General features: G+C 72.4%; 12 protein-coding genes. 2 read left to right on the forward strand and 10 right to left on the reverse strand.

The genetic code is table 11. The features are described from left to right. Positions 1-301 precede the first annotated feature (301 nt). Entirely contained in the window at positions 302-1,243 is a 942-nt protein-coding gene (locus tag ACGFW5_RS07755) for a 2-hydroxyacid dehydrogenase (RefSeq protein WP_393833271.1), read from the reverse strand. Positions 1,244-1,351: 108 nt separating this feature from the next. On the opposite strand from ACGFW5_RS07755, the gene ACGFW5_RS07760 reads away from it, so the two are divergent. Next, entirely contained in the window at positions 1,352-2,365 is a 1,014-nt protein-coding gene (locus tag ACGFW5_RS07760; RefSeq protein ID WP_393833272.1) for an aldo/keto reductase, read from the forward strand. 72 nt (positions 2,366-2,437) lie between these two features. After that, positions 2,438-3,589, forward strand: coding sequence for a PQQ-dependent sugar dehydrogenase (locus ACGFW5_RS07765; protein ID WP_393833273.1), 1,152 nt, complete (start codon positions 2,438-2,440; stop codon positions 3,587-3,589). On the opposite strand, the gene ACGFW5_RS07770 is transcribed toward ACGFW5_RS07765, so the two are convergent. From ACGFW5_RS07770 to gatC, 9 genes are all read right to left on the reverse strand, one after another. Continuing rightward, on the reverse strand, positions 3,582-6,647 hold the full coding sequence (locus ACGFW5_RS07770) for an AAA family ATPase (RefSeq protein ID WP_393833400.1): 3,066 nt from the start codon (positions 6,645-6,647) through the stop codon (positions 3,582-3,584). The two genes, ACGFW5_RS07765 and ACGFW5_RS07770, sit on opposite strands and share 8 nt — an antisense overlap. 153 nt (positions 6,648-6,800) lie before the next feature. Next, positions 6,801-6,977 (reverse strand): hypothetical protein, encoded by a 177-nt coding sequence (locus ACGFW5_RS07775; RefSeq protein WP_393833274.1) that lies wholly within the window; start codon positions 6,975-6,977, stop codon positions 6,801-6,803. Between the two features lie 258 nt (positions 6,978-7,235). Then, positions 7,236-7,970 carry a hypothetical protein gene (locus tag ACGFW5_RS07780; protein ID WP_393833275.1) on the reverse strand — a complete coding sequence of 245 codons (735 nt, stop codon included), beginning with the start codon at positions 7,968-7,970 and terminating at the stop codon, positions 7,236-7,238. 220 nt (positions 7,971-8,190) lie between these two features. Beyond that, the gene (locus ACGFW5_RS07785; RefSeq protein WP_393833276.1) at positions 8,191-8,751 is read right to left on the reverse strand and encodes a GNAT family N-acetyltransferase; all 561 of its coding nucleotides are present in this window, start codon (positions 8,749-8,751) and stop codon (positions 8,191-8,193) included. A 155-nt stretch (positions 8,752-8,906) separates the two neighbouring features. Then, the gene (locus ACGFW5_RS07790; RefSeq protein ID WP_393833401.1) at positions 8,907-11,000 is read right to left on the reverse strand and encodes a phosphocholine-specific phospholipase C; all 2,094 of its coding nucleotides are present in this window, start codon (positions 10,998-11,000) and stop codon (positions 8,907-8,909) included. A 798-nt stretch (positions 11,001-11,798) separates the two neighbouring features. Continuing rightward, positions 11,799-13,307, reverse strand: a complete 1,509-nt coding sequence (gene gatB, locus ACGFW5_RS07795) for an Asp-tRNA(Asn)/Glu-tRNA(Gln) amidotransferase subunit GatB (protein WP_393833277.1) — start codon at positions 13,305-13,307, stop codon at positions 11,799-11,801. A 17-nt stretch (positions 13,308-13,324) separates the two neighbouring features. Beyond that, a complete protein-coding gene (locus ACGFW5_RS07800; protein ID WP_120721241.1) occupies positions 13,325-13,564 on the reverse strand; it encodes a hypothetical protein in 240 nt (79 codons plus the stop codon). Further along, positions 13,561-15,054 (reverse strand): Asp-tRNA(Asn)/Glu-tRNA(Gln) amidotransferase subunit GatA, encoded by a 1,494-nt coding sequence (gene gatA / locus ACGFW5_RS07805; protein WP_393833278.1) that lies wholly within the window; start codon positions 15,052-15,054, stop codon positions 13,561-13,563. The genes ACGFW5_RS07800 and gatA overlap by 4 nt, the downstream gene beginning before the upstream one ends. Positions 15,055-15,059: 5 nt before the next feature. After that, positions 15,060-15,356, reverse strand: coding sequence for an Asp-tRNA(Asn)/Glu-tRNA(Gln) amidotransferase subunit GatC (gatC, locus tag ACGFW5_RS07810; protein ID WP_003966094.1), 297 nt, complete (start codon positions 15,354-15,356; stop codon positions 15,060-15,062). Positions 15,357-15,643 lie beyond the last annotated feature (287 nt).

Raw genomic sequence — 15,643 nt, forward strand, 5'->3', positions numbered from 1 at the left:
ACCGTTCGCGGTCGCGTCGCTTATCGCCTTGGTGGTCGCCGCCGCACCGCGGTGCATTGCTGCGCGATGCGCGCGGCGGGGTCGCCGCAGGCGGTTCCAACGCGTCGGATCGTTCGTCCATTGGCCGTGCATCGCCCGTCGCCCCCCTCGCAGTGATCGCTCCCCCGCGCCGTCAACACACGGCGCCGGCCCCCGGTCGGGACGATACACCAGTCTCGTCACTCAGGGACATAGCCCCTCTACGCTCCGTGACGGCATGGGCGAGGGAGGACACGCGGTGCATCCGGGTCCTCGCACAGGGTCATTCCCCTGTGGTCAGTACGAGGTTGGCGAGGGGCGCTCCGGCGACGTACCGGGTCAGCTGCGCGGCGAGCAGACGCTTGGCGCGGGGCAGGAAGGCCGAGCTCGAACCGCCCACATGCGGGCTGATGAGGACATTCGGAGCGTCCCACAGCGGGTGTCCCGCGGGCAGCGGTTCGGGGTCGGTGACATCGAGTGCCGCATGGATGCGGCCCGACTCCACCGCGGCGAGCAGCGCCGCCGTGTCCACGACCGGCCCGCGTGCGACGTTCACCAGGAGCGCCCCGTCCTTGAGCCGGCCCAGGAACGCGGCGTCCACGAGGCCTTTCGTCTGTTCGGTCAGCGGGGTGGAGACGATGACGACGTCCGCCTGCGGGAGCAGGGCGGGCAGATCGGTCAATGCGTGCACTTCGCCGCGCTCCGTGGTGCGCCAGGAGCGCGCGACGCGCGCCACACGCGCGCACTCGAAGGGCGCGAGCCGGTCCTCGATGGCGGCTCCGATCGCCCCGTACCCCACGATCAGGACCGACTTGTCGGCGAGGGCGGGATAGAAACCGGACCGCCACTCGTGCTTGTCCTGGCCCCGGACGAAGCCGGGGATCCCGCGCAGCGATGCGAGCACGAGGGCCAGGGTCAGCTCCGCCGTGGACGCCTCGTGGACCCCGCGCGCATTGCACAGGCGTACGCCGGTCGGCAGAAGGCCGATGCCGGGCTGCACGTGGTCGATGCCGGCGGTCAGCGTCTGCACCACCCGCAGGCCCGTCATGGCAGCGAGCGGGCGGACCGCGGTCTCGGACGGCTTCATGTACGGGACCACGTAGACGGCGCAGTCGGCGGGGTCGGCCGGGAAGTCCGGGCCGCCGTCCCAGACCCGGTAGGTGAGGGAGTCGGGAAGGCCCGGCACGACGGCCGGGTCGAAGGGGATCCACACGTCTGCGCTCATGGCCAGGAGGCTATGCGAACCCGTCTGCGCCCATGGTCAGGAGGCTGTGCGAAGGGTCCTGGAGGCCAGAGGTTAGTTTGGGGAGCGACGAGGGAGGGATCCGGCCAGGTGGAGCGCAGGACAATCGGGGCGGGGGCCCTGCGGGCGGGTGCGATCGGGCTCGGCTGCATGCCGATGAGCTGGGGCTACACCCGCTCGCAACAGGACCTGGAACGCTCACTGCTGGCCCTGCACGCGGCACTTGACACCGGCTCGAACCTGCTGGACACGGCCGACATGTACGGGCCGTTCACCAATGAGCTGCTGATCGGACGCGTCCTCAAGGAGCGCCGCGACGAGGCGTTCGTCACCACCAAGTGCGGGCTGCTGGTGGGCGGGGACCAGCATGTGGTCGCCAACGGCCGCCCCGGGTACGTGCGTCGGGCCTGCGACGCGTCCCTTCGCCGCCTGGGGACCGAGGTCATCGACCTCTACCTGCTGCACCGCACCGACCCCGAGGTCCCCGTCGAGGAGACCTGGGGGGCGATGGCGGAGCTGGTGACGGCGGGCAAGGTACGGGCGCTCGGGCTCAGCGCGATGGGCGCGCGAGCGGTGCGCCGCACCACGCCGGTCGCGGGGGTGCACGGGCTGCACGTGGGCCGCTACGAAGGAACGGTGCGGCTGCTCCAGCGCGTTCAGCAGGTGTTCCCCGTCTCGGCCGTGCAGGCGGAGCTGTCGCTCTGGTCGCGTGAGGCGCTGGAGACCCTGCTGCCGTGGTGCACGCCGCGGGGGGTCGGCCTGCTCGCCGCGATGCCACTGGGGAACGGGTTCCTGACGGGCACGCTCACCCCCGGTCAGGGCTTCGAGCCGGACGACATCCGGGCCCGCCACCCCCGCTTCACGGCCGAGATGATGGCGGCCAACCAGCCCGTGGTGGCGGGCCTGCGCCGGGTCGCCGAGCGGCACGGGGCCACCCCGGGGCAGGTGGCGCTCGCCTGGCTGCTGCGCCTGGGCCCCCAGGTCATTCCGGTGCCCGGGGCCAAGCGCGAGGAGTGGGTGCGCGAGAACGCCCTCGCGGCGCGGCTGTCCCTGACCCCGCGGGACCTGGCGGACCTGGCCGCGCTTCCGGCGGCGCGCGACTGAAGGACCGGGTTCGCGGGCCCCGCCCCGCAGAATGAACCCAGCGCATCGACCCCGTCGAAGGGAACCACCACCGTGCGACGAACCACCGCGGCCACCGCCCTGGCCGCAGCCGCGCTCGTACTCGCGGCCGGCTGCTCCTCCGGGGCTCCGCAGCCGCACGGCCAAAGCGCGGCGTCCGGGACCGGGGCGGCCGCCCCGGCCGCGACGCCGTCCGTCCAACTGCCGCCCGCCAAGGGCTCGGTGACCGTCGTCAGGACCGTCACCCAGGACCTGAAGTCGCCCTGGGGCGTCGTGGCCCTGCCCGAGGGCGGCCTCCTCGTCGGTTCCCGGGACGACGGCTCCGTCCTGCGCGTGGACACCGCGACCGGCAAGAAGACCGCCGTGGGCAGCGTGCCGGGCGTCGACCACCAGGGCGAGGGCGGTCTGCTGGGGCTCGCCCTGTCCCCCACGTACGGCGCGGACCACCTCGTCTACGCGTACTTCACCACCGAGTCCGACAACCGCATCGCCCGGATGATCTACGACCCGCACCGGCCGGCGGGCGAGCAGTTGGGGGCGCCGGACACCATCCTGCGCGGCATCCCCAAGGGCACCATCCACAACGGTGGACGGATCGCCTTCGGCCCCGACCGGATGCTGTACGCCGGAACGGGCGAGACCGGCGACCGCGGCCTCGCCCAGGACACGAAGTCGCTCGGCGGGAAGATCCTGCGGATGACGCCCGACGGGCAGCCCGCCTACGGCAACCCGGACGCCGAATCCGTTGTCTACTCACCCGGCCACCGCAATGTGCAGGGTCTCACCTGGGACGGCCAGAACCGGTTGTGGGCCTCGGAGTTCGGCCAGGACACCTGGGACGAGCTCAACGTCATCGAGCCCGGCAAGAACTACGGCTGGCCCGTCGTGGAGGGCCGGGGCGGCAAGCCGGGCTACGTCGATCCCGTCGCCCAGTGGAAGACGTCCGACGCCTCGCCCAGCGGGATCGCCTTCGCCCAGGGGTCGGTGTGGCTGGCCGCGCTCAAGGGCGAGCGGCTGTGGCGCGTCCCGCTGGACGGCACCAAGCCGCTCGCCGCCCCCGAGGCCTTCCTGACCGGCCAGTACGGGCGCCTGCGCACCGTACTCGCGGCGGGCGCGGGAAAGCTCTGGGTGCTGACCAACAACACCGATTCGCGTGGCACCCCGAAGCCCGGCGACGACCGCATCCTGGAACTCGACGTCACCTAGGGACGGTCGCCGGTCCCTCCTGGAAGAGGTTCAGGCGGTGGGCGAGCGCCGCCGCCTCGCCCCGGCCCGAAACTCCCAGCTTGGCCATGATGTTGGAGACGTGCACGCTCGCCGTCTTCGGCGATATGTAGAGCTCTTCGGCGATCTGGCGGTTGGTGTGGCCGGCCGCGACCAGGCGCAGGACGTCCCGCTCGCGGCTGGTGAGGCCCAGCGCCTGGGCCGGATCGGCAGGCTCATCGGGCTGTACGGGATCCGGGGCGGTCAGCGCGATCCGCGCCCGGCGGGCCAAAAGCTCCAGCTGTTCGCGCAGCGGGCGGGCGCCCAGCCGCTCGGCTTCCGCGTGGGCCTGGCGCAGCAGGGTCGCGATCGTCTCGCGGTCGCCGCCCTCGGTCAGCAGCGCGGCGGCCCAGCGCCCGCAGACCACGGCCAGCTCATAGGGGTGATCCAGGGGCCTCAGCGCGTGGGCGGCGCTCTCCCAGCGGGCGGCCGCGTCGCAGCCGTCGGCGCGGTCCAGTTCGGCGGTCACGACGAGGGCCAGCGCCTCGCACGAGGGCGCGCCGGTCGGGAGCCGCTTGGCCGTCGAGCGGATGAGTGAGAGGGCGGCGGCCCGGCCCGGCCCGGCCGAGGGGAGGCCCCGTACGTCGGCCTCCATCGCGGCGGCCGCGGCGAGCAGCGGCCAGACATAGCGCTGGCTGCCGGGCGGGAAGCCGTGCTCGGCGGCGCAGGCCAGTTCGGCGCGGGCCTGCTCGATGCGGCCCTGCGCGGCCGCGCAGGCCAGCGCGATCCGGGCGAGCGGGATGGCGTGCTGGGCCATCGGGTCATGCGCGCCGAACGCGGCACGCGCATCGGCCAGGAAAGTCACCGCCTGCTCCAACTCCCCTCGCACCAGAGCCAGTTCGGCCCGCAGCATGGCGCCCTTGCCGAGCGGCTTGGTGCTCAGCGCGGTGCGCTGGACCCGCTCGGCGGATGCGGCGGCCTCCGCCCAGCGGCCGAGGTTGAACAGGGACTCCGCACGGTTGGCCTGCACCCAGGCCTCGTTGTCGAGCAGCCCGTACTTGCGGGCCAGAGACACCCCGGCGTCGGCGACGCGCACCGCGTCCACGGAGCGGCCGACGGATTCGAGACCGGAGCAGAGGTTCACATGCCCGCGGGTCGCCTCGCCCACGAGTCCGAGTTCGAGGCAGCGGTCGATCACCGCACGCATCGTGGCGAACCCCTCCTCGACCGAGCCGGCGTCGAGCATCAGGGTGCCGAGGGTGAGCTTGACGTTGAGCTCGATCTCCTCGTTCCGCACCAACTGGGCGTAGGCGACGGCCTGTTCGGCTTCGGCCAGGGATTCGCCGCCCGGACTGTGCAGCATGCGCCAGCCGGCCGCGGTGGCCAGGACCTCGGCGTGCACGGGCGACGGCGGAAGACCGCGCACCAGTTCCTGGGCGGTGGCGATCTCGGCCCAGCCGTCGCCGCGCCCCTGGTTCTGCACCAGGCGGGAGAGCTGGATCCAGAACCACGCCGCGCGCAGCGGGTCGCTCCCCGCGTGCTGGTCGCTCTCGACGTCGATGAGCCGCAGCGCCTTCTTGGCGAGTTTCAGGGCCCGTTCGCGCTCGCCGCAGAGCCGGGCCGCCTCGACGGACTCGGCGAGCAGGTCGAGGTAGCGCAGCGGCGCGGCGGACGCGGGGGCGCGGCCGCAGGCCGGGTAGGAGCCGACGTGGTCGAGCGGCCTGAGTCCGTCGCGCACCTCGTCGGGGACCGCGTCCCACAGCTCCATGGCCCGGGAGAGCAGGCGCAGTTGTTCCGCGTAGGCGTGCCGGCGACGGGCCTCGACGGAGGCGCGCAGCACCACGGGCACCGCCTTGGCGGCGTCGTGCGCGTGGTACCAGTAGGTGGCGAGGCGGGTGGTGCGCTCGTCGGCCCGTACCAGCGAGGCGTCGGCCTCCAGCGCCTCGGCGTAACGGCGGTTCAGACGTGAGCACTCGCCGGGCAGCAGGTCGTCGCTGACGGCCTCGCGGACCAGGGAGTGACGAAAACGGTAGCCGTCGCCGTCGCCCGCCGGCAGCAGGATGTTGGCGCCGACGGCGGCCCGCAGCGCCTCGATGAGCTTGTCCTCGGGAAGCCGGGCGACCGCGGCGAGCAGCGCGTACTCCACGGTGGAGCCGCCCTCGGCGGCGATCCGCACCACGTGCTGGGCATCCTCGGGCAGGCTTTCGACGCGGACGAGGAGCAGGTCGCGCAGGGAGTCGCTGAGGTCGGGGCAGGTGCCGTCCGGGTCCCGCCCGACGACCAGTTCCTCGACGAAGAAGGCGTTGCCGTCGGAGCGCTCGAATATCTCGTCCGCCAGGCGCTGTTCGGGTTCGGCGGCGAGGATGCCGGTCAGCTGGCGCCGGACCTCGGCCCGGGTGAAGCGGGACAGCTCGATGCGCCGCACACTGCGCAGCCGGTCGAGCTCGGCGAGCAGCGGGCGCAGCGGGTGGCGGCGGTGGATGTCGTCGGCGCGATAGGTGGCCACGACGACGAGCCGGCCGCGGCGCAGGGTGCGGAAGAGGTAGGCGAGCAGATGCCGGGTGGAGGCGTCGGCCCAGTGCAGGTCTTCGAGGACGAGGACGACGGTGCGCCCGACGGCGATCCGCTCCAGCATCCGTACGGTGAGTTCGAAGAGGCGGGCCGTGCCGTCCTCGCGCGCGATGGGCAGGCCCGGCTTGGCCAGTTCGGGAAGGAGCAGTGCGAGCTCTTCCTCCTGGCCGTCGGCCGCGGCGCCCAGCTCGTCGGGCAGCAGGCGGCGCAGGGCGCGCAGCGCGGCCGAGAAGGGGGCGAAGGGCAGCCCGTCGGCGCCGACCTCGACGCAGCCGCCGATGGCGATCACGGCGCCGGCCGCGCGGGCGGCGCCGGTGAACTCCTCGACGAGCCGGCTCTTGCCGACGCCCGCTTCGCCGCCGACGAGCAGCGCCTGCGGCTCCCCATCGGCGGACGCGGCACGGGCGAGCGCTTCGTTCAATATGCGCAGTTCGTCGGCGCGGCCGACGAACACGGGGCTGACTGACCTGGTCTCCACGCCGCCGAGCATCGCACAGGCGGGTGCCGACGCGGCGGACGGTCCGTCCCCGGCTGGGGAGGCGGCCCCTGAGGAGGTGAGGGCCACGGCCGGGGACGGACCGCCCGCCGCGTGGGTGGTGACGGGACGGTCCGGGACGGTCGTCATCGCGGGCGGCCGGCGCTCTCACGCGGCCCGGGCGAACCGGTCCCGCGGTGAACTCACCTGCCCGTCGGGCCCGTTGCCGCCACTGCGGCGCCCGAAGCGGCGGGCGCCCCGGCGGGCCTGGCCCACCAGGCGCTCGTGCTCGGCGCGGCGCAGCAGCTCGGCCTGGTGGGTCTTGTACAGGTCGTAGTCGTACATCTGAATGCTCCTGGGGTGTGACGTGGGTTGAGGTCCTTCGCCCGGTCCCGGTGTTCCGGGCTCCTTGCGATGCCTCAACTCTCGTCTCCCAGGGGCCTCTCCCACATCGGGCGAGTGCCGCATCCCTGAGGTGGCGCCGCCTTAGACGATCCGGCCTGCGGGCCAAAGCCGCCTAAGGCAGGGGTGGGGGCGCCTTAGGGTCTGGCCGTCGGCGTCCTGTCCGGCCGCCGGGGGTACTCATCCGGCCGCCGGGGGTACTCAGCCCTTGGTGCTGGGCATCGCCGCGAAGAGGTCCAGGTACATGCCGACCGAGATCAGCAGGCCGATGACGCCGAGCACGACCCCGGCCAGCGCGACGGCCTTAACCCACACCGGCTGCTCGGAGCGGCCCGGCGTACCGAAGGCGGGCCGGGCGAGCACCACGGCGCCGACGATCAGCGCGAGCAGCGCGAAGACGCCGTTGACCACGGCGGTGGTGTGCCAGGAGTTGCCGTAGATCTCCTGGATCTGCTGGGCGGCGGTACCGCTCTGGGAGGTCTTGATCTGCCCGATGAGGGTGGCCCGCTCGGAGAGCGTCTTGCCCATCCAGGTGCCGCTGAGCGACACCGCGCCGAGTGCGCCCGCGACGACGGCGGCGGCGCCCGCGCCGAAGGCCGCCCGCGCGGGAACCGGGTCGCCGTCGCGACGGCCCTCGTCCTCGAAGCCCTCTTCGCGGTCGTCCTCGTGAGCGTCCTCGTGAGCGTCCTCGTGGCCGTCTTCGAGGCTGGGCTCCTCGGTGCCCCGCGCGTCGGGGGTGCCGGCGGCGCCGGTGGTCGCGGGGGCCGCCTCGGCGCTCGCTCCCCCGACGGTGGCCCCGTCCTTGGTGGTGGACGCGCCCTTGGCGGTGGACGCCGCCTTGGTGGTGGACGCGCCCTTGGTCCCGGCGTCCGTCGTGGGCTCGGTCTCGGCGTCGGTCTCGGCGTCGGTCTCGGTCGTGGCGGGGGTGACGTTCATGCCGGGCACGCTAGGTGCCGTTTCTGAGAGGCCGCTGAGAGCTTCCTTAACGCCGGGCCCGTGCCGGCCGCGGCTTTTGCCCGTCCCGCATGGCGCCTGCCCGGCCCCACCGACTCCCCGCCCGCGCCAACCGCCGGAATCCGGCTCACCGAGCGCTTCGTCCGCGCCGGGCTCCGGCTGGGCTCACCGAGCGCTTCGCCGCCGCCGGGACCGGGTGCCGTCAGCGCTTCGTCCGCGCCGCCCGCCAGTCCTCGGCGAGCACCGCCCAGATCTCGCTGTCGTGGCGTGTCCCGCGGTAGAGGTACTTCTCACGCAGCACCGCCTCCCTGCTCATGCCGAGGCGTTTGGCCACGTTGATGCTGGGGGTGTTCTCGGCGGACGCCACCCATTCGATCCGGTGCATGCCGCGCACATCGACCGCCCAGTCGATGAGGAGGGCGGCCGCGCGGGTGACCAGGCCGCGCCCGACCGCCGCCTGCTCCAGCCAGCAGCCGATCTCGCAGGTGCCCTGCGCCGGGTCGAAGACGCGGAACAGGACCCCGCCGACGAGCGTGCCGTCGAGCCAGATGCCGTACAGCCGTCCCTCGTCGGCGGCCGCCTTGTCCGCGTAGCTCTGGAGGTAGGCGCGCGCGGAGGCCAGGTCGGCCACGACGTCGGGCAGAGCGATGTGGGTGCCGATGAACTCACGTCCCCGGTCCATATGGGCCAGGTACTCCTCGGCCTGCCACGGTTCCAGCGGACGGAGCTCGGCCCCGTCGTCCCCCAGCGATCGTGCGAACATCCCCGCTCCTCCACCTGCGTACGCCATCGGGTGCCGCGGCGCGGGCTGATTGAGCCGCCCGGCCGCCGGCCGCTGCGGGGGCTTCCGCCCGCCCGGCCGCTCCGGAATCCTCGCACGGCCGCGCGCGGGCGCCTCGACGCCGATGGGCGGCCGGATCAGCCCGACACGCTCGGGCGCCCGTTCTCGATGTGGCCCATCAGCCGCCTGCGGAACCCGGAGCCGTCCACGGTCACTTCGAGGTCGTACCAGCCGTGCGCGTCGGCGGCCGAGTGCACGACCGTGCGGCTGCGGCCCGGCTTGACCGTGACGGTCCGCCGCCAGTCCCGCAGATCGGCCTCGTCGGCGTAACCGAGCGGCCGGACCACGAAGGTGACCGGCTTGCGGCCGCGGTTGCGGAGCGTCATGTGGACGTCGCGGTCGTGATGGTCGAGGTACGTCGTCACCTCGGCGGCGTCCACGGCCCCGGCGCCCTCGAACTCCCGCCGGAACCCGTTCGGACCGGTCACCGTGAACGCGTAGGCGCCGTGCGCGTCCCCGGTCAGGGGCACGCTCCAGCTTGTCGTCCCCCGGACGTCCTTGTGCTGCGGCGCGGCGAACTCCCCGGCGTACGGGTAGAGCGCGAAGTGGACGCTCGCCCCGCCGTTGTTGCTGAGCTGCACCTGGAGCGCGCCCTGGGAGACCCGCGCGTGGGCGTCCGGCTGGTACGGCAGCGGGCGCGCGGGCCGGCTGCCCTCCTCCTGCACCGGCATGTGCTGCTGGGCGGGCGGCTCGGGACGCCAGCGTCCGCTCAGCGGCGGGATGGGTCCGGGCCGGTTGACGGCGGGCTGGGACCTGCCGCGTTTGAAGTCGAAGGCGGAGGTGAGGTCGCCGCTGACGGTACGCCGCCACGCGCTGATGTTCGGCTCGCGCACCCCGGTCCAGCGCTCCAGGAAGCGGATCACCGAGGTGTGGTCGAAGACCTCGGAGCACACGTAGCCGCCGACGCTCCACGGCGAGACGACGAGCATCGGCACCCGCGCGCCGAGCCCGGTCGGCTTGCCCTCCCACTGCTCGTCGGCCACCCCGGGCGGTGCGACGGGCGGCGGGACGTGGTCGAAGAAGCCGTCGTTCTCGTCGTAGTTGATGAGGACGACGGTGTGCCGCCAGACGTCGGGGTGCTTGCCGAGGGCGTCGAGCACCTTGTAGACGATGGTCGCGCTGTGCACGGGCGAGGAGACGCTGGGGTGCTCGGAGTCGAGCGCGGACGGCACCAGGTAGGAGACCTCGGGCAGGGTGCCTGCGGCGACGTCCTTGCCGAAGGCGTCGGCCAGCGTGCCGGTGGGCACCCGCCTCAACCCCCGCTCGAACAGACTGCGTTCGGCCTTGGTGAGCGCGGCGACGCCCTGGTCGAGCAGCCCGAGCAGCCGCTCGCGCTCGGCGGCATCCGCGGTGTCGCGTACGGCGGAGTAGAACGACTCCATGAAGGTGTGGCCACCGGTCTTGGCCAGCGCCTTCCTCGCGACCGCCTTGAAGGTGGTGAAGAACTCGATCTGGTTGTCGGTGAAGTTCTCCCACTCGGTGTACGTCTTCCAGCTGCGCCCGGCCTTTTCCAGGCGCTCGGCGTAGGTGCCCCAGTCGTAGCCGGGGTGGGTGCCCTCGTCGTACGCGTCATTGCCGACGGCCCGCTTGCCGTTCGGCTCGTACCCCGTCTTGCCGCTCCACAGATGGTTGCGGTTGGGGCTGGTGGAGCTGTGGATGGAGGAGTGGTAGGCGTCGCAGACGGTGAAGGTGTCGGCGAGCTCGTAGTGCAGCGGGATGTCCTGGCGGTCGTAGTACGCCATCGTCGCCGAGGTCTTCGCGGAGACCCAGTTGTCCATCCAGCCGCCGTTCCAGGCCTTGGCGCCGCCGGCCCAGGAGTGGTCGAGGGCGCCTATGTACTGGAGGTCCTTGTGCTGGGCGGCCGCGGCCCCGCGCACGGGGAAGGGAAGCACGGTGCTGCCGAGCGGCCCGGGCTGCTCGAACACGGGCTTTCCGCCCGGGAGTTGGACGGCATTGCGGTCACCGAAGCCGCGTACGCCGCGCAGCGTTCCGAAGTAGTGGTCGAAGGACCGGTTCTCCTGCATGAGGATCACCACGTGCTTGACCGCGCTCAGCCCTCCGGCGGGCGGCCCTGCGGCCATCGCGGTCTGCAACGAGGGCGGCAGCAGCGAGCCGGCCGCGGCGACGCCGAGGGCGCCTCCGCTCAGGGCGAGCAGGCGTCGCCGTGAGATGCCGGTGCCGGTGCCGGTGCCGGTGCCGGTGCCGGTGCCTTCGGCGGCGTTGTCCGTGGTCAAGTCGTCCTCCCGGGCGGTGGGGTGTGTACGGGGAACGGTAGTGACCCGGGGTGTCCCCCAGAAGGCCCCGGCCGTACCCCCGGATGAACGTCCAAGCGCTGCCTGCGAAAGTCCAACCCGCACGGGGGCGCGACCGGTCGCGCGGTTCGCCGCCCTTGGCTACTCCGTGCTGGGCAGCATGCACATCCTCAACCCGCCTCGCGCGGTTCCCCGCGCCCCTGGGCTGCTCGGCGCCGGGCGGCATGCGCGCCCTCAGCCCGGCTCGCGCAGTTCCCCGCGCCCCTCAACTACTCCACGCCGGGCAGCATGCACGCCCTCAGCCCACCCCGCGCAGTTCCCCGCGCCCCTGACCACTCCGTACCGGGCGGCATGCACATCCTCAACCCGCCCCGCGCCCCTGGGCTGCTCGGTGCCGGGCGGCGTGCACACCCTCAACCCACCCCGCGCAGTTCCCCGCGCCCCTCAACTACTCCATGCCGGGCGGCATGCACGCCCTCAGGCCGCCTCGCGGCCCTGAACTACTCCATGCCGGGCGGTACGGGGCGCCTCAGCCCGTCCGGCGTTTGAGGACGAGCGCCGTTCAGGCGCGGGCGGGGTCCGGGGCGGAGCCCCGGGAGTGTGGCTCAACCCACCCATACCCCCGGAGGGTTACGGGAAGGGGCGGGGTGGGGCAAAGCAAAGGGCGGCCCGCCCCGGGCAAGTCGCCGGGCCGGACCGCCCCTTGGGGGCGAGGGGCTAGCCCTCGACGCCCAGGCGCTCCAGGATGAGCTCCTTGACGCGCGCCGCGTCAGCCTGACCACGCGTGGTCTTCATGACCGCACCGACCAGCGCCCCCACGGCCGCAACCTTGCCCCCACGGATCTTGTCCGCGATCGCCGCGTTGGACGCGATGGCCTCGTCCACGGCAGCGCCCAGCGCCCCCTCGTCCGAGACGACCTTCAGGCCGCGCTTCTCGACGACCGCGTCGGGGTCGCCCTCGCCCGCGAGGACACCCTCGATGACCTGGCGCGCCAGCTTGTCGTTGAGGTCGCCCGCGGCGACGAGCGCCACGACCCGGGCGACCTGCGCCGGGGTGACGGGCAGCTCGTCGAGCGCGACGCCCCGCTCGTTAGCGTTACGGGCGAGCTCGCCCATCCACCACTTGCGGGCACCGGCCGCATCCGCGCCCGCCTCGATCGTCGCGACGATCGGGTCGACCGCGCCGGCGTTCAGCATCGACTGCATGTCGTGCTCGGATACGCCCCACTCCTCGCGGAGCCGGTTGCGCCGCACCCGGGGCATCTCGGGGAGCCCGGAACGCAGTTCCTCGACCCAGGCGCGCGCGGGCGCCACCGGCACCAGGTCCGGCTCGGGGAAGTAGCGGTAGTCCTCGGCGTTGTCCTTGATGCGCCCCGAGGTCGTGGAGCCGTCCTCCTCGTGGAAGTGCCGGGTCTCCTGCACGATCGTGCCGCCCGAGGACAGCACCGCCGCGTGCCGCTGGATCTCGAAGCGGGCGGCCCGCTCCACCGAACGCAGCGAGTTGACGTTCTTGGTCTCGGAGCGCGTGCCGAACTTCTCGACGCCGTGCGGGCGCAGCGACAGGTTCACGTCGCAGCGCATCTGGCCCTTGTCCATCCGGGCCTCGGAGACGTCCAGCGCCTTGATGACCTCGCGCAGCTCGGCCACGTACGCCTTGGCGACCTCGGGGGCGCGCTCGCCCGCGCCCTCGATCGGCTTGGTGACGATCTCGATGAGCGGGATGCCCGCGCGGTTGTAGTCCAGGAGCGAGTGCGATGCGCCGTGGATACGGCCCGTCGCGCCACCGACGTGCAGCGACTTGCCGGTGTCCTCCTCCATGTGGGCGCGCTCGATCTCCACGCGGAAGATCTCGCCGTCCTCCAGCTGGACGTCCAGATAGCCGTTGAAGGCGATCGGCTCGTCGTACTGCGAGGTCTGGAAGTTCTTCGGCATGTCCGGATAGAAGTAGTTCTTCCGGGCGAAGCGGCACCACTCGGCGATCTCGCAGTTCAGCGCGAGGCCGATCTTGACGGCCGACTCGACGCCGATCGCGTTGACGACCGGGAGCGAGCCGGGCAGGCCGAGGCAGGTGGGGCAGGTCTGCGCGTTGGGCTCGGCGCCCAGCTCGGTCGAGCAGCCGCAGAACATCTTGGTTTTGGTGCCGAGTTCGACATGGACCTCAAGGCCCATGACGGGGTCGTACGACGCGAGGGCGTCCTCGTACGAGACCAGATCAATGACGGTCACGGTGAAAAACTTCCCTCTCAGCCCAACAGGACGTCGTCGTCACCGATGCGCTTGAGCTCGCGCAGCAGGATGGCGACGCCGGTGGCGATGGCGGCGGCGGAGACGACGGCGTCGATCAGCTTCAGCGTGTCGTTCTCGGTGCGGGCCTTCTTGGCCTGCTTGACGACGCTGATGGCACCGAAGGCGGTGGTGCCGATGGACAGGTACGTACCGGCCTTGGACTTCTTGAAGCCCTTGGCCTTGGTCAGTGCGCTCACAGCGACGGTGCCTCCTCAAGCAGCGGGTGTCCCCACTTTTCCACGAAGGCGGCCTCGACGGCGGCTCCCACCTTGTACAGGCGGTCGTCCTTCATGGCGGGGGCGATGATCTGCAACCCGACCGGCAGGCCGTCCTCCGGCGCGAGGCCGCAGGGCAGCGACATGGCGGCGTTGCCCGCCATGTTGGTCGGGATGGTGCACAGGTCGGCCAGGTACATCGCCATCGGGTCGTCGGCGCGCTCGCCGATCGGGAAGGCGGTGGTGGGCGTGGTCGGCGAAACGATCACGTCGACCTGCTCGAAGGCCTTCTCGAAGTCCCGGGTGATGAGCGTGCGGACCTTCTGGGCCGAGCCGTAGTACGCGTCGTAGTAGCCGGAGCTCAGCGCGTACGTACCGAGGATGATGCGGCGCTTGACCTCGTCGCCGAAGCCGGCCTCGCGGGTCAGCGCGGTGACGTCCTCGGCGGACTTCGTGCCGTCGTCGCCGACGCGCAGGCCGTAGCGCATCGCGTCGAAGCGGGCCAGGTTGGAGGAGCACTCCGACGGCGCGATCAGGTAGTACGCGGAGAGCGCCAGGTCGAAGGAGGGGCAGTCCAGCTCGACGACCTCGGCGCCGAGCGACTTCAGCAGCTCGACCGACTCGTTGAAGCGCTGGACGACACCGGCCTGGTAGCCCTCGCCGCTGAACTGCTTGACGACGCCGACGCGCATCCCGGCCACCGAGCCGTTGCGGGCGGCCTCGACGACCGGCGGGACCGGCGCGTCGATGGACGTCGAGTCGAGCGGGTCGTGTCCGGCGATGACCTCGTGGAGCAGCGCCGCGTCCAGGACCGTACGGGCGCAGGGGCCGCCCTGGTCGAGGCTGCTGCTGAACGCCACCATGCCGTAGCGGGAGACCGCGCCGTAGGTCGGCTTGACGCCGACGGTGCCGGTGACGGCGGCGGGCTGGCGGATGGAGCCGCCGGTGTCCGTGCCGATGGCGAGCGGCGCCTCGTAGGAGGCGAGGGCGGCGGAGGAGCCGCCGCCGGAGCCGCCGGGGATGCGGGTCAGGTCCCAGGGGTTGCCGGTCGGCCCGTACGCGCTGTTCTCCGTGGAGGACCCCATGGCGAACTCGTCCATGTTGGTCTTGCCGAGGATGACGACGTCGGCGGCCTTGAGGCGCTTGGTGAGCGTCGCGTCGTACGGCGGGATCCAGCCTTCGAGGATCTTCGAGCCGACGGTGGTCGGGATGCCCTCGGTGGTGAAGATGTCCTTCAGCGCCAGGGGCACACCGGCCAGCGGGCCGAGCTTTTCGCCGGCGGCGCGCTTGGCGTCGACGGCGCGGGCCTGCGCGAGCGCGCCCTCGCGGTCGACGTGCAGGAAGGCGTGGACCTTCTCGTCGACGGCCTCGATGCGGGCCAGGTGGGCCTCGGTGACCTCGACGGCGGTGAGCTCGCCGGACGCGATCTTCGCGGCGATCTCGGCCGCGGTGAGCTTGATGATGTCCGTCATGATGATTAGTCCTCCCCCAGGATCTGCGGCACCTTGAAACGCTGCTGCTCCTGGGCGGGGGCGCCGGAGAGCGCCTGCGCGGGGGTGAGCGACGGACGGACCTCGTCCGCGCGCATGACGTTGGTCAGCGGCAGCGGGTGGGAGGTCGGGGGTACGTCTTGGTCGGCGACCTCGGAGACGCGGGCGACCGCGCCGATGATGTCGTCGAGCTGTCCGGCGAAGTGGTCGAGCTCTTCGCCCTTCAGCTCAAGACGCGCCAGCCGGGCGAGGTGGGCGACCTCCTCGCGCGTAATGCCAGGCATGCAGCGATCCTCAGGGGTGAGTGAGTGTGGTGGCCCCAATCCTATGCGGCGCGCCCCCGTCACCACGAAACGGATATCCCCCTCACCCCGGACCACCGCCCCCGGCCCTGCTCTCCACCCCAACCCGCCCCACGGCTCCCCGCCCGATTTCCCCCACCCCCACCTCCACCCCCACCGCCACACCCGCCTCCGGCAGCGGCAGCGGCCCACGGACACCTGATCACGCAGTTCCCCGCGCCCCTGACCTGACTTCGATCACGCGTCACGCTCAGGTGCTCGCGCAGTTC

The sequence above is a fragment of the Streptomyces sp. NPDC048416 genome (assembly GCF_043200435.1).
Classification (GTDB): Bacteria; Actinomycetota; Actinomycetes; order Streptomycetales; family Streptomycetaceae; genus Streptomyces.

Excerpts from the sequence above, each read along its gene's own strand:
- ACGFW5_RS07755 (WP_393833271.1), bottom strand. The coding sequence starts at position 1,243 with ATGAGCGCAGACGTGTGGATCCCCTTCGACCCGGCCGTCGTGCCGGGC.
- ACGFW5_RS07770 (WP_393833400.1), bottom strand. The coding sequence starts at position 6,647 with ATGCTCGGCGGCGTGGAGACCAGGTCAGTCAGCCCCGTGTTCGTCGGC.
- ACGFW5_RS07775 (WP_393833274.1), bottom strand. The coding sequence starts at position 6,977 with ATGTACGACTACGACCTGTACAAGACCCACCAGGCCGAGCTGCTGCGC.
- ACGFW5_RS07780 (WP_393833275.1), bottom strand. The coding sequence starts at position 7,970 with ATGAACGTCACCCCCGCCACGACCGAGACCGACGCCGAGACCGACGCC.
- ACGFW5_RS07785 (WP_393833276.1), bottom strand. The coding sequence starts at position 8,751 with ATGTTCGCACGATCGCTGGGGGACGACGGGGCCGAGCTCCGTCCGCTG.
- gatA (WP_393833278.1), bottom strand. The coding sequence starts at position 15,054 with ATGACGGACATCATCAAGCTCACCGCGGCCGAGATCGCCGCGAAGATC.
- gatC (WP_003966094.1), bottom strand. The coding sequence starts at position 15,356 with ATGCCTGGCATTACGCGCGAGGAGGTCGCCCACCTCGCCCGGCTGGCG.